We start from the raw sequence: 20837 nt of genomic DNA, 5'->3' as shown, positions 1-20837 counted from the left end.
CCTCGGCTTGAACGCTGCCGATGGCCAAGTCGGCGAACTGTGGGAACAGCCCTGGAAGATCCCTTACGTCACACCGGCGTCACGCTGACACAGCATGCCGAGATAACCATGGACCGACACGAGCTTTCACGTTCCGTGACCACCGAAAGTGGGCCAGAGCCACTGACTGGACACACCCACGATCAATACCGTCCCAAGATCATACTGTTAGGAGTTCTTAGGCTGACCCAGACGGACGTCAGGCAGGGCGGGAGCAGTCGCGACAAAGTCGGGTCGATCAGAGCTACCGGATGGCTGGGTCCGGTGAGCGAGAGTGGCGGGTGTATGCGAGGAACCGGTGTTGTTACGCCTCTCGATAGCGCAGCGCACCAGCTCCCACCCGTGAATGTGGGCTCGGACCGGTGGCAGCGCAGACACCGTGCTTGAAGCTGACCACACAACATCCAGCGCATGAGATGGTCACAGCGCCCTGGCGAGCGTTGCGGCATCATCACAAGATGCCGACACGCACGAGCAAGCAGGTGTCGAGCATCAACGGCCAACTCGGGCGCTGGTGGCCAAGCGAAACGCCCGGGCGTGCGCCATCACCGCCGCCTCGGCTGCCGCCCGGTCGACCGGATCGAAGCCGACCGGGCCGCGATGGTGGCCTTGCCGCCGGTGCCGCCGATCGTCGGCTGGCGCAGCTCCACCCGGCTGGCGCGTGATCATTACGTGCGCGTGGCGTCCAACGACTACTCCGTGCACCCGTCGGCGATCGGCCGCCTGGTCGAGATCGTCGCCGATCCGGAGCAGGTCACGGTCACCTGCGCCGGGTAGGTGGTGGCCCGGCACGAGCGCTGCTGGGACACCCCTCAGACCCTCACCGACCCGGCCCATGCCCGGGCCGCCGCCGCGATGCGCGCGATCCGGCTGCAGCCGGTGGCGGCGCCGGTGGACACCGAGGTGGAGCAGCGCTCGCTGGCCGACTACGACGCTCTGCTCGGTGTTGAGGGGGTAGCGTGATGGCCCCACGCACCGGCATCAGCACCGCAACCGGCCGCAGCGCAGGTGCCGGCACCGCGGCGTCGACGGGTGGCGGCGGGCGCAACGTCGCCGCCGAGCTGGCCTATCTGACCCGGGTGCTGAAGGCGCCGTCGCTGGCCGCGGCCGTTGAACGGCTGGCCGAGCGGGCCCGCGCCGAGTCCTGGAGTCATGAGGAGTTCCTGGCCGCCTGCCTGCAGCGCGAGGTCGCCGCCCGGGACGCGCACGGCGGCGAGGCCCGTATCCGCTCCGCCCGCTTCCCGGCCCGCAAGGCGCTGGAGGACTTCGACTATGACCACCAGCGCTCGCTCAAACGGGAGGCGATCGCGCATCTGAGCACGCTGGACTTCGTGACCGCCAAGGAGAATGTGGTCTTCCTCGGCCCGCCCGGCACCGGCAAGACGCACCTGTCGATCGGGCTGGGGATCCGCGCCTGCCAGGCCGGCCACCGCGTCGCCTTCGCCACCGCGGCCGAATGGGTGGCCCGCCTGGCCGACGCGCACGCCGCCGGCAGGCTCCAGGACGAGCTGGTCAAACTGGCCCGTATCCCGGTCCTGGTCGTGGACGAGGTCGGCTATATCCCGTTCGAGCCTGAGGCCGCCAACCTGTTCTTCCAGCTGGTCTCCAGCCGTTACGAGCGGGCTTCGCTGATCGTCACGTCGAACAAGCCGTTCGGCCGCTGGGGCGAGGTGTTCGGTGATGATGTGGTCGCTGCCGCCATGATCGACCGGCTGGTCCACCACGCCGAGGTGATCTCGCTGAAGGGAGACAGTTACGGCTGAAGAACCGCGATCTGGGCCGGGTTCCGCCGGCCCGATCTGAGCACGAACAGTAACCGACGACGACATCAGGGGGTCACGATTCAGACGTGGCGGATTCGAGTGATCATCGCAACGATGACGGACAGTCATAGTGCCAGACCTTCATGGAAAATGTCAGCGGGCGTGCGCCAGCCGAGCGTTTTCCGGGGACGGTTGTTGAGGCGTTCCTCGATGGCGCGTAGGTCTGCTTCGGTGTGAGCGGACAGGTCGGTGCGCTTGGGAAAGTACTGGCGGAGCAGCCCGTTGGTGTTCTCGTTGCTGCCGCGCTGCCATGGGCTGCCTGGATGGGCGAAGAAGACGCCTTCGCTCAGGTAGGGGGCGATCTGGTCGTGACAGGCCATCTCCGCTCCCTGGTCCCAGGTCAGCGTCAGCCGCGCGACTGGCGGCAGGCCGTCGAGGACGGCGATCAGGCCATCGCGAACGGCCTGCGCGTCGTGACGAACCGGCAGCGGGACCAGGCGCAGGTAGCGGCTTTTGCGGTCGACGAGAGTGGCGATCGCGGACTGGTTCAGCCGACCGGTGATCAAGTCTCCCTCCCAGTCCCCGACTCGATTGCGGAGCTCGACGACGGCGGGCCGGTGGTCGATGAGCAGCGCGGGCGCGATGAACCGCGGCTGACGCTGGTCGGGTCGGCGGCGGCGCTTGCGCAGCGGTCGCCCGGTGCGGAGCCGAAGGGTGAGGCTGCGACTCAGGCCGCCCTTGCCGCCGTGGTAGAGCGCCTGGTAGATCGTCTCGTGGCAGACGTGCCAGCTCGGCCGGGCCGGCCACGCGCTGCGCAAGTACGCGGCGATCTGCTCGGGGCTCCAGTCCAGCTCCAGCTTGGCCTGCACCTCCGCGCGGAGCCGTGCGTCTGCCAGCAGCCGTCCCTGACGTGGCCGCCGGGCCCGTTGCCGCGCTCGCGCATGAGCGAGATCACCGTCGTAGACGCCTCGATCGTGCGAGAGCGTATTGCGGCGCAGCTCGCGGCTGATGGTCGATGGGGAGCGTCCGAGGCGGTCGGCGATCGCGCGTACGCCCAGGCCCTGTGCCCGCAAGGTCGCGATCCGCTGCCGCTCCAGCAGCGATAAGAACCGGCTCGACCGGGCGCTCTCAGCCAGCCGCGCCGGCGGTAGCCCGCCGTTCTCCGCCCGCCACCGGTAGCCGGTCTTGCGCCCGATTCCGAGGGCGCGACAAGCCTCCACCGTTCCCATGCCGGACAGCACCAGCCGCCAGTACTCCGACTCCACGTCCAACCTGCGCTTGGGCCCTCGCCTCGCCATCAACACGCCTTCCATGATCAGGTGTGTTGCGACAAGCACTAATTAGAACCCGAGCGTCGTCAGGGGGTCAGGATTCGGCCGTCGTTGACAGGGCGCTCCGCCACGTATGGTGCATCAACCAGGAACTTCATGGCTCCCCGGCCGCCACAACCTGGCCGCCACTCAGAATCCGGGGAAGGAAGCAGCAATCTGGCGCAGCGCTGATCCGACCGGATGGCGCGTCATTCAACAAGTTCTCCGCGTGGCTCCTCGCAAACTGTTTGTGGGTACGCTACGGTCTCGATCACCAGTGATGGGAGGCGGTAGCGATGGCACAGCTCTACAAGGGCGAAAGGGACGCGTCGACGGTTGCGGTGCCGTTGGAGTTGAAAGAGCGCATCGAGGCTGCTGCGGTACGCCATGGCTACAAGAGGCCTGGCGTCTACCTCAACGACCTCATCAGCGGCCTGCATCCGGATCACCGGCAACAGCCGGAGTTCGCCGAATCGATAGGATCGCTGATTCCGTTGTTGCTGCCAAGGACACCGGAGTGGACGTCCAGCAACAGGCACGTCTTCGCCATCCGTACCCCAGTGGGGGTCAAGAGCCGCATCAAGTCCGCGTACGAGAGCCTCGGCTACTCCCAGAGAACTGCCTATCTTGTGGCCTTGATGAGTGCCTTGCACCCTGCGGCGCCAGGAGACGATCGAGAGAGCATTATGCGCGATGCTCCGATGCTCGCTCCCGAGGCAGCCCACTCACTGGTGGACGTGGTGTTGGACGGCAGTGTCGATATCCCGTTCCCGAGCGCAGCGAAGTCTGGTCCCGAACAGCAGACGCTACTGGATCGCTACGAGCTCGAACATCCCCAACAGACTGCGGCCTAAGCCCGCCGGCGCCCCGGCAAGAGGAGGCATCCAGACACCAACGTAAGCCTGCGCCCCTCCGGCGCACTTGCACAAATGCAGAGAGCCCCCGCGCTAACTGGCCTGGAAAACCTTGCGCGAGAGCTCTCTCTACAAACAGACATCCGGCCCGGCTCGTGTCGGCTTCGGCTTTCGCGTGCCTGGCCGGTGTCCAAACGTCTCGGAGTCCAAGATAGACGAGGATCCCCGGGTCGGCCAAGTCGTGCACGCAATTGGCGTCTTCGGCGTGTCGCCGCCCATCATGATCTTTATCGCTTGTGCGCGCCATAAACCGGACACTCTCTGGAGCGGGCGCGTCACTGTGCGACCACACGGTGGCACAGCCGACATCGCACAGACCACTTGTGCCCGCCCAATCGGCTCGGCCCAGCGACGCTGGGCCACTGCGCCGCCGGAGGCTGGCTTCGCCACGTTTGAGGTGCTGACTTACCTCCAACGTTCCTGTCACCCCTTGGCACTCATACGCCGGGCGGTTCAGACCATGCCATACGTGCGGCCGTTTCCTAAGGCCGCGTGGTCGTCCGAGCTCGCCGTCGCCCTACCGCGACTGGTGCACCCGCTCCAGGTGATCCCGGAGGCGCTTTTGGCCTAGGTCAGCCGTTGCCCGGGGGCATACCCGGGCTCGCCTAACCCCACAACGCACCTCAAGGTGCCGGCCACCCGCTCCCAGCGACCCGCCAGCACCTGTATTCGGTGTACCCCAAAACCGCATCGGAGCCCATCATGAGCCATGCGCTTAGTTCAGCGCGCCCAAAAACGAGACTAAGCATGCGAACGACGAGCACGCTTGAGGACGCCATCACCGTTGTGGATCTGACCACCACTCGGGCGAGGCACGGATACGGCCAGGAAGCAGCATGACCGGCTCCTCCCCCGCTGTTTGCTGTCCGCTCGACGAACTCCCTGACGGCACGGTGAAGATCCCCCTTGATTTGCCACATGGCGCCGCCTGGCCCGTGGTGGCCCAGGTCGCCGCTCTGTCACAACGACGGGCTGGCTGCACCGCGAGCATTGCCTTCTTGGCCGATCGGCTCGGCGTGCATGCGTCGACCATCTACGATGCCTTGAACGCGGCTGGCTCATGGATCATCACCGACACCAGTACCCGGACCACTCGCCGCTACCTTGCACCGTTTGCGGAAGATACGGCCTGGGCCCGCATCAGCTACCGTGCGGCGGCCGGTGTCGGCTGCCACAGCGTCCAAGGCGTGTGGGCTCCTCGGCGGAACCGGTCGGCGATGCTGGAGCTGTACTGCCGGTTGCGCCGTGACGAAGTTGTCGGAGTGGTCCGCAGCCAGAGTGAACTGGCTCACGACTTGGAGATGACGGACCGGACCGTGCGGTCCTTGCTGGCCGCTCTCGAAGACGACGGATGGATCTCCAGTCGTCGTGCCGGCCGCATGATCGCCTACCGCACGCACGATGCTCCGCTGCACGTCCTCGACACAGCCGCACGCTCTCAAGGGGAGCCATCAGTTAAGCCGGTCCGCAGGCTGGAGCGTGAGCCAATAGTGGAACGATCTCGGAAGCCGAACCGAAACGATCATGGAAATTCGGCCGAAACGATCACGGAAACTGAACCTGCACAGAAGCGTGACTTTGAAGCCGGACCTGAGAAGCATGACCGTATGCCTCTCGCCGTAGGCGATGTACAGCACCGTAACGACGACGCCGATAGCGCGCTTTCGCGCGAGAGGCGGATCAATGACCAGCCGGGCGGTAGTGTTCGGCGGCTTCGGCCCTCAGGTGCCCTGAGCGTCATGGCCGCCATCCCCCTGGCTTGGCAGTTGCGCATGAGCGAGCAGGAACGTGACCGTGTGCTGGCGGCCGTGGAAAAGGAGATGGGTCACGGGCGCACCGCTGCAGAGATGACCGCTCGTATCCGGCGGCGCTTGAGGGCATGGTACGGCGTCGAGCCTCGCCGGCCGATCGCGGCCGCTCTGACCGTCGTCGATCGTGGCTATAGGTGTCTGCATCCCGAATGCGAAGATCATCTCCTGCCCTCCGGATATCCTTGCCCCGCCTGCCAGGAGTTCGGCGCTCGAGTCAACCAAGAACGGAGAGCGGACCATGTGCCCGCCACGTTCATCGCTGCTGATCCGCGCGCCGAAACCCCACCTGCCCCCCATATGGACGATTCTGTGCAACGGACCAGGGAGCGTTTCGAGCATCCGACGCAGGAACTCCCCCGGGTCGACGCGGCTGGCCCGGACGGGCCAGCCGCGCGCGCCAGAGCCCTGCTCCTGGCGACGTGTCCCCGTACCGCTTCGGCGTTGCGTGCCTCGGCTGCGCGCAACGGGCAGCGGCTGCCGGCACCGATGACACGGATCCCAGGATGATGGTTCCAGGTCCGGTGCCTCAGAGCAGGAGCCCCTGGTCAGTGGAGCTGGTAATGACCCGAAAAAGCTGGGGGGCCTGCATCCGCACAAGGAGCGCGGATGCAGGCACAGACAAGCGGGGAGCGCGGCAAGGCAGCCATCGTCCGCCGATTCGCTGCCGTTATTCGTGTAGGTCGGGCAGTTGCGTGGCGCGCGGGAGGCGAGGCTGCCTACCGGCAACAAACTCGATCTATCAGGGTCACCCCTATTGCTCGACGCATCGTCCGGCCTTCGACGTCAAGACGATACTGGCGACAGCATATTTTGCATCCGCTAAGGGCTCGATATCAGCGGGCAGGTCACGGATCGGCACAGGCGAAATTCATTCTTCGAGTTCATGCTCTCCCATAGTCCCGCGTGATGAATTTCAGTACAAGGGCAGCCACCTGCCTGACCAGAAGGCGGCCTCAAGTCGAGTTGGTGTCGTCGGTAGCCCCCGATGCGACTCGGTGCCCCGAAGCTTCTCCCAGAGCGCCCCCCTGGTGATCACCATCTCCATGCACGCGGCCGGTCTCATTCACGCGCAGTCCCTCACTATGCGCGCGCAGACGCCCCCCGTGCTGGTCTGGGACAGCAGCCGCCGCGAACAGGGTTTCGCTGCAGCCACCGCAGTCGACGCCCGTCGGGGCCGAAGCTCGATCGACTCCAGGCGGGCGCGCCGACTCGCAGCGCGTGCAATACCGCCACCACCTTCTCCACGGCCTCCCCCATGTTGGCGTACCTGAAGGGCCGAAGGATGGCCCTGTAGACCGAGCATGCCGACACCAAGGCTGGCAGAAATCACGTAGCGGTTGGCGACAATGAAGATACCTATCAGAGCAAAAATGTGAAAACCTCTAGAGCTATTCGATCGGGCTCGGATAGGCGTAATTGCTAGATATGGTGCCCTTGACAGGTTTGCGTCGAACAGATCAACATCACGAAGAAGTGACCGGTGAGGGCTCCACAGGTACTCCAGCGCCATCGCGTCCCACCGGGTCGAGGGTGGGTTCACGGCCCTGAAGGGCCGCAGCGCAGCTGCTGAAGGTGACGGCTTTGTCGGCCTTCGTGGTGACAACCATAGTAAGCCGAAGACATCCACAACAGATTGGTCGAGTCGAGGGCCGACACGTCTGGAGCCCTCGGCGCAACGCGGGCGCCTCTGGCCGTGCACTGGATGGATGAGGACGACGCCATGACGTTGGGCATCGCCCATGAGGCTCATTGGCTGATTCAGGATCAACCACACCGTATGGACCTTCCCGCAGGTCAGGAATGGGTCAGGAGGTGCCTCATATGAACATCGAGCCACGGAGCCAGGAAATGGCCCCGGAGCGGGTACTGCGCGGCCCGGTCCCGATAGCGCCGGAGACCGTTACGTGGGAACGGGTTGTCCAGCGGATCTGCGCCTGGACCGTGCGCGGTGTGGATTTCCGCGTCACCAAGATGACCTCCGGCGGCCTGCAGGTGTGCATCGACACCCCGGGGTCGGTGGCCGAACAGGAGTCATGGGTCCTCTACCACCGTATGGCCCGCGAGGTGGCGCTGGCGGGCAGGCACTGCGAGGCGGACGCCGACCGACTGCTGGTGCTCGGCTGGAGCGCCGCGTGCCTGCACAACCGCGTACGCTTGCTCCAGAACGGGCTGCGCAGGCTCACCAACTTCGGGCCGACGGCACGGCGAGCTGTGCGGCTCGCCGGCCGTGACCCTGACGGTCGGCCCGCCGAGGAGCTCGTGGCGGCCGTGTGTGCCTCGATCGAGCGGCGGCTGCGCTGGCCCGAGCGGCTGGCCCAGCTCGCCGGGTACGAGCGCAGCTCACGCCAGCTGCGCGTGCAACTCCTCCTCGCCCAGGTCGCCGGCCTGGAGGCGAAGGTCGCGGCCGCCTGCGAAGAACACCTCGTCATAGCAGGGATATTGGCGCGGGCCGTCTGTGAGCGCTACGGGCGGCACGGGGACTTCATCCACGCGCAGCGTGAGGTGCTAACGGAATCGCCTCAATGGACGCACGCGGACCCGATGATCCGCGGCACCGCCACCGCTCGGCCGAACCTCTCCGACACGGGCCGTTCGCCTCGCGGGCTAACAGAGCGCCTTATCGCCGCGAGCGTCATCAACCACGGCGTGCCACGGGCGACCCCCCAGACCGTCCCCCCGGGTGGGGTACACCGACCTCAACGAGAGCCCGCTGACGACGCGCTGCTCAACGGCACAGCAATCATCCGACTGCCGTCGCAGTAGGATGCCGGCAAGCGCTACGGCAGCCTGCCTCCAGCGAGCCCGGCGGGAAGGACTCCACGCCCGTGGCCGGCGCCGCAGCATCCGCTGTGAGGGTGGCCAGGCGTCCAGCAGCAATAGGAACTTCAACCTGGATCAGACCTCCGACTCCATCGGAGGGATCCGTCCGGTTTGTTACCGCCAGTGGCTGTGCCCGCCCATGTCATGGCACACCTACAACGGAGCCCGCAGGATCATGCCCCTCCGCCACGCATACGCCTGGACCAACTCTTGTACCCACTGGCCGAGCGGGCCCCGGGCCCGCCCAACGGCCTGCGGCGCAGTCTGTGAAAGCTCGCCATTGGCACTGGTACAAGGCCCCCCGATGACTCGCCGAAAGGCCCGCTCATGCCGAGGCTCTCCGGCATAGCTGAGACGGCCGTCTCTCTCGGCACCGGTGAGAACGATCATTCCCCGCGGGGAATGATCGTTTTGGCGGCCTCATCGGCGATGATCAGGCACTTCCGGGTGGCAGCTCAAATGCGGTGATTGCTTCGCTGCGCCGCCGTGTGCAGGCAGTGTGTGTTGCTGTAAGGCACCTTGTGCGCTTGTGCATGTCAGTCTTCGGAGTGAGGGCGTCCCTCGTGTCCGAGTGCCCCTGAGTCGTGGTGACTCGTCCGCTCCCTGCAGGGAGCGGCTTGCCGTTGAGTGAAGGGCCTGCCCTGTTCTGAGGATGTTGAGCACCGTATTCTGTCAGTGGCCAGGTACGTGTGTGTCTGGCTCACTTTCCGTGATCGGCCAGAGAATCAAGATCACGTTCTTGTTGAGCCTGGTGCGAACCGGTGCTGGTGCCGGGACGCTGCTCTGCGTCGGTCATGGAGCTGTTGGCGGTCGTGTTCCCGCATCGTGCCGCCGTTCGCATCGAGCGGGCGTACCAGATGGGCGCGATCGTGCGGGCGAAGGCCGCGACGACAGTGCCGAAGTATTCATGCCCTGGCTGTGAATGCGAGTCGGTGCGGTTCATAGCCGCTATGAGCGGTGCTTGGCAGACCTTCCGGTGGCTGGGCAGGAGGTGCTGCTACAGGCGCGAGTGCGTCGCTTCTTCTGCAACAACCTCACCTGCGGCCGGAGGACCTTCGCCGAGCAGGCGCCCGGCCTGACCAGCAAGCACGGCCGACGCGCGACGGGGTCGCTGTCGATGGCGCTGGCTCTGGGCGGTCGTCCCGGGGCCCGTGCGGTGGGTCGTTCGACGCTGCTGCGGCCGCTACGGAGTTTGCCGGATCCGCAGGTGACGGGCCCGCGAGTGCTGGGGGTCGATGAGTTCGCCTGGCGCAAGGGCCATACCTACGGGACGGTGCTGGTCGATGTGGAGGGCGGTCATGTGGTCGAGTTGTTGCCGGATCGCTCGGCGGATTCCTTCGCGGCCTGGCTGCAGGCGCATCCCGGGGTCGAGGTGATCTGCCGGGACCGGGCCGGCTGCTATGCCGAAAGCGCGCAGCGCGGCGCGCCGCAGGCGGTGCAGATCGCCGATCGCTAGCATCTGCTCCACAACCTGTCCGGCGCCGTCCAGCGGGCCGTGTCCCGGCACCGCGCACGCACGCCTGCGCGAACCGGTCAAGCCCGAGACAACCGAACCTCCTGCCGAGGGGTTGGAGCCAGCCCCCAAGGAAGGAGCTGCGGCGGCCCGGACCAGGACGCGGTACGCCGAGATCCATCAGGCCCTCGCCACAGGGATGAATATCAACCAGATCAGCCGTGAGCTGCGGTTAGATCGCGAAGACCGTGCGCCGCTACACCGCGGTCACCAGTGCCGACCACCTCATCAGCGCCCAGCGCGTACCACGCCAGACGATCCTCGATACTCATCTTCCCTACCCGCAGCAACGCTGGGAACAAGGCTGCCGCAACACCGACCAGCTCCCGGCCGAGCTGCGCGAACGCGGTTACCTGGGCAGCGCCCGGACGCTCCGGCGTCTCACCGCCAAGCTCCGCAGGGCAACCGCCAATCCCACGAAGCGTCCCGCGCCCGAGATCCGGGGAGGCCACCAGCTGGATCGTTCAGTCAGGCCAAGGTAACGCGCTTGTTCTTCGCGCAGTGTCCGCATCGGGGCACAGGTGCGGGAGGTGTCGGCGGGGTTCACCAGGATCACTTTCGCGAACATGCCCCGCCCCGCCGTGCCCTGCCCAGGCCGGTCGGCGTGGGCGGGTACCTGGCCAGCGGCAGTTCGGCCACATCCAGGCTCAACCGTTCGATTTCGATGCAGCCTGGGGGTGCTCCTGACGGTCCTCGTGCACCAGGCTGAAAGTGCCCCGGTCAAGGCTGTTCAGGGCCCCGCTTGGGGGCGGGCCGCCCCAAGCGGGGCGGGCCGCCCGCTCCGAAGCACCCGCGGCCCAAGACGACGGTCCCCCCTCGGACGAATCTGATGGAGGTCCGGGATCCGTTGTGGGGTAGCCCTGTTCAGGCTGACCTTGCGGCTTCATCCTCCAGACCGTCCAGAAATGCTTCAACGCAAGCGTTGAGGACATGCCCGAGCATGCCCCTGTACGCAACGACCAGCGTTAGCTCATCCTTGAGATCGTCGATCCACGCGCCCACATCCGACGTGAGCGTGTAGGTGTTGGGTTTCGGCAGATCTTCATGTGACGTCCGTACCTTGAAGCTCTGCCCCATCTGCACGAGCACAGCAAGAGGATGCTCACGTGCCTGCCGTAGGGCGGCATCAATGTAGTGACTGGGGGAGAGACCGGGTCGCCGGGTCCCAGCGGTGAGTCGTCTCTTGTCTGCCACAGCCTGCTTGATCAGCCGGGACGCGAGGGTGGCGTTGAGGCGCACGTTCCGGCCAGCGCTGCCCACCGCCGGATTGGCAGCGTCACTGAAACTCTGGTAGAGGCGCAGATAGTTGGGCGGCAGCGACGCGAGCTTCTCCTTGATCGGAGCGGGAAGTTCGGCGGGTCGCGGCTGGAAGTAGCCAGAAGACGAACCAACGGCCGACGAACGACGCTTCCGCGTCGCTACCGTCCCCATGATGCTTTCGTCTGGCGACTCTCTTCGACTGGGTCTGGCTTGGCCCAGCACTTTGTGAGTGTCATCCGCTTGCATGTCCGGATCAGCCTGCGTGAGGGCCCTGTCGGTGTCGTCGGCAGACTCCGACTTAGGTGTCTGAACCTGCGGTTCCTTGTCCTGCCCGGCCGCAGCGGCGGTGGATGCTGCCGACGACGGCGAGGTTTCGGCGACCTCGGAGGATTCGGATGAGGGTGCCTCCTGCACGGTCGTCGGCCGGTGATCTGTCGTCGGGGGCGGCGAGCTCCGCTGTTCCTCCTCCCGCGCCGTCTCATCCTGGGACACGTTCGCTGGAGGATCCACCACCCCTACCGCGGACTCCTGCGGTTTTTCCTCTGCCTGCTGAGGAGGTTGCAGATGCCCGAAGCCCGTCACCGGCTGCCGCTGCAACCGGCCTCTCCTGTTACCCGTGGCCACCTACGCCACACCCTTGGTCATCACGTTGGTCTGTTCGTTCTCCGGCCATGCCTGCACCCAGGCCTCGCGCAGCTCGCCGGCCAGGGGATGGCCGATCGTGTCGAGCAGTCGCAGTGCAATCGCTTCAGCCACCTGGCATACCTTGGCGGCAGGTTTCCGCTTTTCAGAGGTGCCGAGGAACGCTGAGACGGGAGCCGCCATGTCGTGCGAGTCGCTGACAACGGTCGCCTTGGGAATCTCGAATGGCCAGATTGGAGCATCCCAGTGCTTCTGCTTAGCCGTATGCGCCTGAGCGGCATCCATGGTGAGAGCGCGTGCAGTGATCTGATTAGGAGAGTAGGCGTTCCAGACGAGTCCCATCACATCGATACCGTCGTGGTAGTAGTGATCGCGCACGTCCTCGACTAGGCGCATCGTCTCCGGGATCGCGTCGACGCCGAACTTTTCGGCGTTCGTCACGAACAGCGCATAGAACGCGGCCTTAGCCGACTGAACGCCCAAGGCCCGAGCGATGGCAGTGTCGATGAGGACGACGTCCCAGCGGTGACTCGGCGCAATACCGCCACGCTCGGCCGGAAGAAGCAACGTGTGGGCCAGACGTTCGAAGTCGGTGGGTTTCCAGGAGGCGGGTAGATCCTCGAGCGCCGAGTAGCTCGGGATGAGCCCGACTCTACCGATCTTGCCAGCGGAGAGCGGACCGCCCCGGTGGAAGGGCAGATCTATCGGGTACTGCCAGCCTGGGGTGTCGATCAACAGTACCGCTTCGTCGGCGACTCCGTCCTCACCTGACTGGATGACCTCGATGACGGTGAGAACGTCGGGTTCCTCAAGCGTCGTCTTGCCGATACGTGCTTCGACGGCGCGCATCTGGACCTTTCGCCCGAGTCCGGTGCCTGCATTGCCTTGCGGGTCCATGTCGATGACGAGGACGTTGAGTCCCATGCGTACAAGAGCGTCGGTGAGCAGGAGAGTCAGGGTGCTCTTCCCTGCTCCTCCTTTACGCATCATTACGCTCACCACGTTCTTCATCGTCGTGACGCCACGAGTCATCCACGTGGAAACGATTTGTTCTACTTCAGAGACCGCCTCGGCGGCAGGTTCGGTTTCGGCGCTCGCAGCGGCCGGTTGCGCTGTAGAGGTCACAGGAGGCTCCCGAATGTTCTCAGCGATATCACGCGGCCGATCTTAGCAAGAGTGGCTGATCGTTGTGAGAGGACGCGCGCTGATGTCCATGAGATGTGGAGTGATATGGCGGATCTGTCTTCACCGCCGTGCCGAAGGGAACGTCTGCGACCGGTTGTCGGCGTTCGAGTGCTGGAAAGGCTGCGCGGAGGGGGGTTTGCCTAGAGGTGCAGTCGCGCTGCTGTCCGTGAAGGCTTGACTGCCCGTTGTCTGCCGATTGGTCTTGTTCGCTGTGGTTCACCTCTCTAGCGGCTGACGTCCGCCGATCTCCAGGCTGCTTTTCCGCCAGATCGCCGGAGATGCTGGTTTCAGGTGATGCGAGGCACCGGCTAAGCACTGCTGCAGTCATCCTGTGTTGTAGTGTGTGTTGTCGCAAGTGCAATTGTGAAACAGCAGGTCAATGCCACTTTTGACTTTTATCCACGGGTCCGGACGTCCGTGCTGGGGGAGCGTGCGAGCCCCACAACGCCGCATAATCAGGCCTCAATGCCCGGCAAGAATGGCGGTTCTATGGGCTGCCGGAAGCCTTGCCGTGAAATCCGCCCCGCCGCTCCAGATTGCTGGTGGGTAACACCATTTGAACTGCGCAAACGCACCTAAGCGCCGAACGGTGCCGTCCTTGAGGCAGGTACTAGGGATCGGCCTGCCTCGCCCTGAGAGGCCCTACAGGCCCGTATGGGCCCCCGTACGGGAGGCTGTGTGCGGACAGGGTGCCGCAGACCGAGTGCCCGCGCGCACGATCGGTGCCATGTGCTCATAGATGGCGCCGATGACCATCGCCCTCACTGGCCGGTGCCCATGATCAGCTGTATTTCGGCCACGTGTCGAGGACGAGGTTGCCGGTGAGGATGGGGGCGTCCGGCGTACAGGCCTGCGGCCGTGGTCGCTGCGCGAGCGGCGAATGCTTGGCGGGGCTGGTGCTCGATCAGGTGATGCCCGGCTCGGTGCCGGTCTGCGCGGTCAGGTAGGCGCTGACCCGGTGAGTGCGGCGAGGCGGTCCGCAACGGCCTGCTCGGTGGGGTAGTGGCGGCTGCTCAGGACGCGCTTCAGCCGAGCCAAGCAGGGGTGATGAAGCCCACCTTCTCGGTGGTCATCGCGACCAGGTCGGCATACGAGTCGTGCCCGGCGCCTGCCGGCAGCCCATCCGTTGCGGGCCGGCCGGCTGCTGCAGGGCCGGCATGGTGCTGATCACTTGGGTGACCTCCCGGCCGTGCCGTCGTAGGCGCGGTGGAAGACCGGGATCGCGTGAACCCTGTTAGGTGGTCCAGCTGCGGGGCGATGGCGTCCGGCACGCGGCCGATCCGGTCGTCGTTGAGCAGGCCGGGCTCGACCCGAACGCCTCACCCGCCGCCCATCGCTCGGCCCGGTTCTGCACGTGCACCAGCGGCGCGGGTGAGGTCAGCTGGCCGGCCACCAGAACCTCGATCACCTGCTCGTGGGCCAGCTCCGCGACATCTCGCACCGGCGGCCCCGCATGGCCAGCTTTCGAATCCACAACCGCGAGCAGAACCCGGCCACCACCGGTAAAGTCCGCGAGCATCTTCTCGACGCTGTCTGGCCCCACTGCGCACGCTGTCTCACCAGCCGGTCATACCGTGACAACGATCACCTCAAGCGTCACCGAAGCGCACACGATGGTAACCCGCCGCCAGCGTGGCGGCCGTGACGTGCAGCTCGCCCAAGTGTTCGCGAAATGCTGCGTAACGGGGCTCCTCTAGCGACTCCACGATCTCCTGCACCCACCAGCCGATCTCCCGCAAGACGGAGTAGTGAGATGGCGACAGCGGCCACTGCATTTCTCTCACTACTCGTCGCAGGCCATGGAGACACTCGGCCATCTCATCGTCGATCAGGTGGTCGGCACGGGACCGGGAGGCCACCAGCTGCGCGGCAGCTTCCCACAACGCCAGCGCGTGCCGGTCGTACCAGAGCGCTTCTGCGGACGTGCTTTGCGGCTGCGTCTTGGACAACCGATGTGCTCGTTCCATCCGCTCGCTCCGACCGAGCCCCAACCGGGACGCCCGGTGACGTAGGAGCCGGTGCTCCACGGCTTGTCTGGTCCGCAGATTGAGTGGCGGTGCCATACGGATCATCGCGATCTGCATGGCACGACCCAGTTCCAGCAGCTCATGCTCGAGGCGCTCTGCTTCGTCAGGGCGGTGGGGATGATGGAGACGAACATGAGCCAGGACCCACAACGCGTCGAGAACGTCGATCGAGGTCACCCACTCCGGGACTCTGCGGCAGTTCAATACATGCTGAATCGCGGCTAGAGGATGTTCGAACAGGTCTCGGCTTTCCAGCGACGCGAGGTCGGGATCGCGTACTTCGCGGCGACGCAGTACGATCCGCTCGATGGCCTCCCGACCTGCGGTTTTGCTGATCTGAGGAAGGGCACGCTTAGGCATGTCAATAGTGTATTGACGTTAGTGATCTATGGCGATGCTCGGTGCGGGTGAGATTCCCGGCTGTCTGGCACGCTTGCAGATGTCAGAACGGCACGGGAGATGTCAGAGAACTTGGCAGCAGGCCATCGGGGATGTCAGTAAGCGCGTGTACGACAGGAGGTTCGTTCCTGGACGGCCATCGGCGGGCGCTGTCGCCGGTCCCGGGCAAGGGCCGCAAATGGCCGATCCGCTACAATCCGGGCGACCCCAGCCGGGTGTTCATCTTCCTCGAAGGCGCCTGGCAGGTGCTGTTCTGGACGCACCTGCCGGATCCGGCCATCCCGTTCACCGCGCGGATGGTCGAAGAAGCCCGCAAGCTCCTGCGCGACGGCGGGTTGCGGGAGCCGAGTCAGCAGGAGATCGCCGAGGCATTGGTGGATCTGCAGCGCCGGATGGACTCCTCGGAGTCGGCGACCGCGCGCACCCGCCGCGAGCTGGTGCGGGCCCGCCAGGACGTGCGCGCCATCAAACGCGATCAAGCTCGCCTCCGGTTCGGCGAGCAGGCAGAACCGCCTCCGGCGCTGAGCCTGGTCCCGGCCGCCGATCAGGGGGATCCGGCGCAGGACGAGGTGGTGGACCTGTCCGAGCTGGAGGAGTTCGAGATCTGGGATCCCGGCGGGCGGGGTCCGGACAGCGCATGAGAAAACGTCGCGCAGCCACGCACCAAGGAGCAGTGGCGCGAGTTCTGCGCCCGCCCGGCTCCACCCCGGCCGGAGCCGGTCAGCCGCGGCGAGTACGACAACTGGGCCGCCGACCGGCAGGATGCGTTCGATGAGATGCGCAGAAGCTGCAACGCCAACCCGCCGTTACTCAAGCACCCGCAGGTCCTGCGAGTGCTGGCGGCGCTGAAGCCGAAGCTGACGCAGGGCCGCTACAGCCAGGACGCCACCTTTCACAGCGCGATCATCAACGGGGCCCGGACACTGTGGCAAGACATTGCTGCTCAAGCTGATCGGCAAGGAGTGCGAGCTGGACTGGCATCGCCGCCACCCCGACCTAACCCTCGGTCCTGGGGTGTCACCGGCCGACTTCCGCAGGGACTTTCTCGGCAACCGGGTGCCGGTGATCTATGTCGGCGCCAGCACCGCGCCGACCCGCAGCACCTGGCCCCGCTCACGATCACCACCCGCGAGCAGCAGCGCACCTGGATGTCTCTGGTGCGCCACTTCGAGACCACCTGATCCTGCTCGATCACCCGGCCGACGATCTGACCCTGCATCACTGGCGCTACCTGCACGAACGCACCTCCGGCTACATCGGCTCGCTGGCCATGCTGTTTAAGGAGGCGGCCCATACGGCGATGGACACCGGCGTCGAAGCGCTCACCCGCGACATCATGGACAGCGTGGTGTTTGGCCACGACGACGAGGTCGACTACGCCAAGACCAAATCCCGCCGCCAGGCCGCTGCACGGCGCCGCACCAAGAAGGCCCCGCCCGCCTCCGGCCAGGACGCGAGCACCGGATGATCCGGCACCACCTCGAACTCGAGGAACAGCAACCGGACCGGCCACCGGCGCGCCGGCTGGCACTGGTGCCGCCATCGGCGGACGGCGAGGCCCTCCACTCCTGGTTCTTCCGCCTGGTCGAGGCGCAGCACAGCAGCCGCGACACCATCGTGTCCCTACTCGGCCTGCCGCCCTACACCCCGCAGCGCTACACCCTGGGCGAGGACTTCCTGACCATCTTCGACGGCTAGTACGTCTTCGAGAACCTACGCGACGCAACCGGGCTGCGCGCCCGCGCCATGATGTGCATGGCGCTGTCCGGTCAGGGCGGCCAGTTCATCACCTACAGCTGGACCGGCGGGCGACACCCCCCGCTACCGGCGCGAATGCAACGGACCGTTCGGCCCGCAGGGGCGCATCGTCGGCACCCGCAACTGTCGGCAGCAACTCGCCCGGCTCCCCTGCCAGCGGGTCGGAAGCGAGCGGCTGCTGCGCATCCAGCAGGACCTCCTGGCCCGGCTACGCCGCCCCCGCGATGGACCCATCGAACCCGTCAAGGCGTTCTGGGACCTCTATGAGCTGTTGTTCCGCTTGGCGATCTGTTTCGGCGCCGCGGAGATGCTCCCCACCGGCACCGACACCCACCTGTGGTGGATCTTCCACGAGTTCTGCCACCTGCGCGAACAACTCACCCTCACCGCCGGACCCACTGCCCGCGAACGGTGCGGCGACCTGCTCTCCTACCAGCCCGGACCGCTGCTCAGCGCCGCGGCGATGCTCATCATCGACGAACTCAGCTTCACCGGCAGCCTGCTGGACGCTCTGCGCTACTTCATGGACCAACGCCGCTACGACCCCTGGGCCGGCAGCCTCTGGCACGAATACTGCGCCCACGACCACCCCACCGCAGTCACCAACCGGATCCTCAACCACCTCAACGTCAGCAGCCTCGACCGCGTCCTGCTCAAACCACTCGCCCTCTGGGAACCTGGTCAGCCTCACCACCTGCACCCAGCCGACACCGCCGAAGACCTCGACCTGCCCGAAGCCGCGCTGCTCCTGGCCGGCGAAGGCCTTCACCCCTGGCAAACCACCGAAGCCGTCCGGGCATCCCTGAAGCGAGTCCGGGCATAGAAGTTGAGTATGGTGATCACACCGGCCTTTGCGCGCACAGCATCGCGTCGGTGAGGTCGAACAACGCGTCCGCCCACCGCCACAACATCAGGGCTGTCCGCACTCACCTGCGCTGATGCCCAGCGCTGCTTGAACCGCAAGCTCAGGGTTCCAGCAGACGGTGGGGGCCCGGACCGTGTTCCGCGAGCGTGTCCGCAGGGTTGACCAGCGCGCACTGCTCGAAGGACAGGCACCCGCAGCCGATGCACTCGGTGAACCGGTCGCGCATCCGCTCCATCTTCTCGATGCGGGCGTTGATCTCCCTGCTCCAGCACACTGACGCGTTCATCCAGAACTGCCGGGTGGCAGGCGCCCCTTCCGGCAGGAAGCCCAGCACCTCTCCGATCACCGACAGCGGCATGCCGACGCTTTGCGAGGCACGAATGAACGCCACCCGGCGCAGAGTACTGCGGTGGTAGCGGCGCTGGTTGCCGTCGGTGCGATGGCTGGTGATGAGTCCCTGGCGCTCGTAGAACCGCAGCGCAGAGGCAGGGACGCCACTGCGCCCGGACAACTCCCCGATGGTCAACACATCGGCAATCTCACCTGAAACCGACATATCGCTCACCCTAGCTTGACTTAAACCCTTGTTTAAGCACGAGCCTGTTCACACGGCGCGACGAGCGCCGCACTCCCTAGCAATTCCGAGGAGCTGTGTCATGTCCGAGAAGCCGATCAGGCTCGTCGTCATCGTCGGCAGCGTCCGGTCGGGCCGATTCGGCCCCACCGTCGCGAACTGGTTCGCTCGTCAGGCCTACCGGCATGGAGAGTTCGACGTCGATATCGTCGACCTGGCGGAGGTCCCGCTCCCCATAACGCTGCCGGATTTTGGATCGGCGCCCTCCCCTGAGGCGGCACAGGCTCTTGGGAGCCTGACACCCCGGTTGGACGCTGCCGACGTGTTCGTCGTTGTGACGCCGGAGTACAACCACAGCTTCCCCGCGTCGCTGAAGAACGTCATCGATTGGCATCACCAGCAGTGGCATGCCAAACCGGTTGGCTTCGTCTCCTACGGTGGCCTGTCCGGCGGACTGCGGGCGGTGGAGCACCTGCGTCTGGTCTTCGCCGAACTGCACGCGGTGGGGATCCGGGACACCGTCAGCTTTCACGGCGCCGGCCAGTTCGATGACAAGGGTGACCCGGCCAGCCCGGAGGGCTGCACGAGGGCGGCCGACATCATGCTTGACCGGCTCACCTGGTGGGCCCGGACATTGCGCGCTGGCAGGACCGCCCGCCCTTACGCCGCCTGAACCTCACCCACGGAACGCGGCTGCCCACCGGCCCGCGAAGAGCGAAGAACCCCCCACGGAGACAGCAATGACCGAGACAGTACGTCAGTGGATCAGGCAGCATGCCCATCCCCTCACCACCCTTGCCCCCCACGACCCGCTGGCCGATCTGGCCGCCCTGCGCGACCTGACGCGTGATGCCACGGTTGTCGCCCTCGCCTCATCGGCCCGCCAGGCCCACGAACTGTCGGCCATCGCACATCGGATGCTGAGATTCCTGGTTGAGGAGATGGGATTCCGCTCGATCGCCCTGGAAGGCGACAGCGCCGCACGTCTGAAACTCGACGAGTATGTCCGCACCGGCCGGGGCGACCCGCAGGCGCTCCTGGCTGACGCCCGGTCCTTCTGGCAGACCGAGGAGATCGTCGAGGTCATCCGATGGATGCGCGCCCACAACGAACGGCATCCGAACGACCCGGTCCGCTTCGCCGACGTTACCGACCGAGCCCCCCTGCAACTCAGCAATCTGCCGGAGATGGTCGGCGACGCCATCGAACAACGCCTGGCCGAGGACACGATCTGGTGGCACGAACACACCCGCGACAAGATCGTCTACTGGGGCGGCCTCGCACATATGGTCAACGGCGCCACTCGGACGGTCTCGCCTCCGTCTCCGCCGCTCACGCACCGCAACGCGGGCAGCTATCTCCGCGAACGATTCGGCAGCGGCTACCTGTGCATCGGGCTGACCTTCCACCACGGGTCGCTGCCCTACCATGTCCCCGCCCCGCCGCCCGACTTCGCCGAGACGCCTCTGGGCGATGCCGGCCTGGACTCCTTCTTCCTGAACCTGCACGCGCAGAGCCCGGCCCCGGTTCGCGCCTGGCTCAACGCTCCGGCCAGAACTCGGCTGATCGGCCCCGTCTACGACCCCGGCAACGACGCCGCCCACCACCTCTCTGGCGGTTCGCTCGCCAACTGGATGGACATCGTCGCCCACCACCGGCAGGTGACACCCGTCCGCCTCACCGGCCGCTGATCCGCCGGGGCATCAGGCTCTCGCGCGCCCCTCGAGGGCTGAGATGTTCTCCCGACAGTTGATCTTCGGCTGTCTACTGCAAACTTCGATGACGCAACCACCGATACTTCGACGTGAGTCAAAGTGACAGTGCCCAGTTCGGGAGCAGCTCTCACTGCCATCTTCGCCGCGGAGCAATAGTCAAGACCTGTGGATCATGAGTTCCTAGGCGGCTGTGGGGACGGGTGATCCTGTTGGGCGTTCGATGAGCTTGCCGTCGATGAATG

General features: G+C 65.9%; 20 protein-coding genes. 13 read left to right on the top strand and 7 right to left on the bottom strand.

What is annotated here, in order from left to right; genetic code table 11:
* Positions 1-576 precede the first annotated feature (576 nt).
* From B0I32_RS62000 to istB, 3 genes are read left to right on the top strand one after another with little or no spacing between them, the layout of a single operon-like run.
* Positions 577-816: a Mu transposase domain-containing protein gene (locus tag B0I32_RS62000; RefSeq protein ID WP_106253357.1), complete on the top strand. Its 240-nt coding sequence runs from the start codon at positions 577-579 to the stop codon at positions 814-816.
* 3 nt (positions 817-819) lie between these two features.
* Complete coding sequence (locus B0I32_RS61995; RefSeq protein WP_146178747.1) at positions 820-1002, top strand: hypothetical protein; 183 nt, start codon at positions 820-822, stop codon at positions 1000-1002.
* Entirely contained in the window at positions 1002-1802 is an 801-nt protein-coding gene (gene istB, locus B0I32_RS54880; RefSeq protein WP_219912537.1) for an IS21-like element helper ATPase IstB, read from the top strand. Before B0I32_RS61995 ends, istB begins: the two co-directional genes overlap by 1 nt.
* A gap of 125 nt (positions 1803-1927) precedes the next feature.
* Here the strand turns inward: istB and B0I32_RS54875 are convergent, their stop codons facing one another.
* Positions 1928-3115, bottom strand: a complete 1188-nt coding sequence (locus tag B0I32_RS54875) for an IS30 family transposase (protein ID WP_219912536.1) — start codon at positions 3113-3115, stop codon at positions 1928-1930.
* A 293-nt stretch (positions 3116-3408) separates the two neighbouring features.
* Here B0I32_RS54875 and B0I32_RS54870 point away from each other — a divergent pair, with 293 nt between their 5' ends.
* From B0I32_RS54870 to B0I32_RS54855, 3 genes are all read left to right on the top strand, one after another.
* The gene (locus tag B0I32_RS54870; protein ID WP_106253352.1) at positions 3409-3966 is read left to right on the top strand and encodes a hypothetical protein; all 558 of its coding nucleotides are present in this window, start codon (positions 3409-3411) and stop codon (positions 3964-3966) included.
* Between the two features lie 896 nt (positions 3967-4862).
* On the top strand, positions 4863-6344 hold the full coding sequence (locus tag B0I32_RS57280) for a winged helix-turn-helix domain-containing protein (RefSeq protein WP_146178746.1): 1482 nt from the start codon (positions 4863-4865) through the stop codon (positions 6342-6344).
* Positions 6345-7658: 1314 nt separating this feature from the next.
* Entirely contained in the window at positions 7659-8600 is a 942-nt protein-coding gene (locus tag B0I32_RS54855) for a hypothetical protein (RefSeq protein WP_106253347.1), read from the top strand.
* Between the two features lie 757 nt (positions 8601-9357).
* Here the strand turns inward: B0I32_RS54855 and B0I32_RS57275 are convergent.
* Positions 9358-9600, bottom strand: coding sequence for a hypothetical protein (locus B0I32_RS57275; RefSeq protein WP_146178745.1), 243 nt, complete (start codon positions 9598-9600; stop codon positions 9358-9360).
* Between the two features lie 18 nt (positions 9601-9618).
* Between B0I32_RS57275 and B0I32_RS54850 the strand changes: the two genes are divergently transcribed.
* Positions 9619-10113, top strand: coding sequence for a transposase (locus B0I32_RS54850; protein ID WP_181308896.1), 495 nt, complete (start codon positions 9619-9621; stop codon positions 10111-10113).
* Positions 10114-11034: 921 nt separating this feature from the next.
* Here the strand turns inward: B0I32_RS54850 and B0I32_RS57270 are convergent.
* The 4 genes from B0I32_RS57270 to B0I32_RS57265 form a co-directional block, all read right to left on the bottom strand.
* A complete protein-coding gene (locus B0I32_RS57270; RefSeq protein ID WP_146178744.1) occupies positions 11035-12027 on the bottom strand; it encodes a hypothetical protein in 993 nt (330 codons plus the stop codon).
* 27 nt (positions 12028-12054) lie between these two features.
* Entirely contained in the window at positions 12055-13197 is a 1143-nt protein-coding gene (locus tag B0I32_RS54835; protein WP_146178743.1) for a ParA family protein, read from the bottom strand.
* 1294 nt (positions 13198-14491) lie between these two features.
* Positions 14492-14776 carry a hypothetical protein gene (locus tag B0I32_RS54830; RefSeq protein ID WP_146178742.1) on the bottom strand — a complete coding sequence of 95 codons (285 nt, stop codon included), beginning with the start codon at positions 14774-14776 and terminating at the stop codon, positions 14492-14494.
* Between the two features lie 70 nt (positions 14777-14846).
* Entirely contained in the window at positions 14847-15644 is a 798-nt protein-coding gene (locus B0I32_RS57265; protein ID WP_146178741.1) for a hypothetical protein, read from the bottom strand.
* Between the two features lie 131 nt (positions 15645-15775).
* Here B0I32_RS57265 and B0I32_RS54810 point away from each other — a divergent pair, with 131 nt between their 5' ends.
* The 4 genes from B0I32_RS54810 to B0I32_RS54800 all read left to right on the top strand — a co-directional run bounded on the left by B0I32_RS54810 (position 15776) and on the right by B0I32_RS54800 (position 18264).
* Positions 15776-16324 carry a hypothetical protein gene (locus tag B0I32_RS54810; protein ID WP_146178740.1) on the top strand — a complete coding sequence of 183 codons (549 nt, stop codon included), beginning with the start codon at positions 15776-15778 and terminating at the stop codon, positions 16322-16324.
* Positions 16325-16752: 428 nt separating this feature from the next.
* Positions 16753-17151, top strand: a complete 399-nt coding sequence (locus tag B0I32_RS57260) for a hypothetical protein (protein WP_146178739.1) — start codon at positions 16753-16755, stop codon at positions 17149-17151.
* Positions 17148-17381 carry a hypothetical protein gene (locus tag B0I32_RS54805; protein ID WP_106253328.1) on the top strand — a complete coding sequence of 78 codons (234 nt, stop codon included), beginning with the start codon at positions 17148-17150 and terminating at the stop codon, positions 17379-17381. The genes B0I32_RS57260 and B0I32_RS54805 overlap by 4 nt, the downstream gene beginning before the upstream one ends.
* Before the next feature lie 340 nt (positions 17382-17721).
* The gene (locus B0I32_RS54800; protein WP_106253326.1) at positions 17722-18264 is read left to right on the top strand and encodes a hypothetical protein; all 543 of its coding nucleotides are present in this window, start codon (positions 17722-17724) and stop codon (positions 18262-18264) included.
* 142 nt (positions 18265-18406) lie between these two features.
* Here the strand turns inward: B0I32_RS54800 and soxR are convergent, their stop codons facing one another.
* Entirely contained in the window at positions 18407-18862 is a 456-nt protein-coding gene (gene soxR / locus B0I32_RS54795) for a redox-sensitive transcriptional activator SoxR (RefSeq protein ID WP_049566578.1), read from the bottom strand.
* A gap of 100 nt (positions 18863-18962) precedes the next feature.
* Between soxR and B0I32_RS54790 the strand changes: the two genes are divergently transcribed.
* Together B0I32_RS54790 and B0I32_RS54785 are read left to right on the top strand one after the other, a co-directional pair.
* Positions 18963-19553, top strand: a complete 591-nt coding sequence (locus tag B0I32_RS54790; protein WP_106253325.1) for an NADPH-dependent FMN reductase — start codon at positions 18963-18965, stop codon at positions 19551-19553.
* Positions 19554-19620: 67 nt separating this feature from the next.
* Complete coding sequence (locus tag B0I32_RS54785; RefSeq protein WP_106253323.1) at positions 19621-20571, top strand: erythromycin esterase family protein; 951 nt, start codon at positions 19621-19623, stop codon at positions 20569-20571.
* Positions 20572-20837 lie beyond the last annotated feature (266 nt).

It is taken from the genome of Nonomuraea fuscirosea (genome assembly GCF_003001935.1).
GTDB lineage: Bacteria > Actinomycetota > Actinomycetes > Streptosporangiales > Streptosporangiaceae > Nonomuraea > Nonomuraea fuscirosea.
This window is presented reverse-complemented; position numbering and strand designations above follow the sequence as displayed.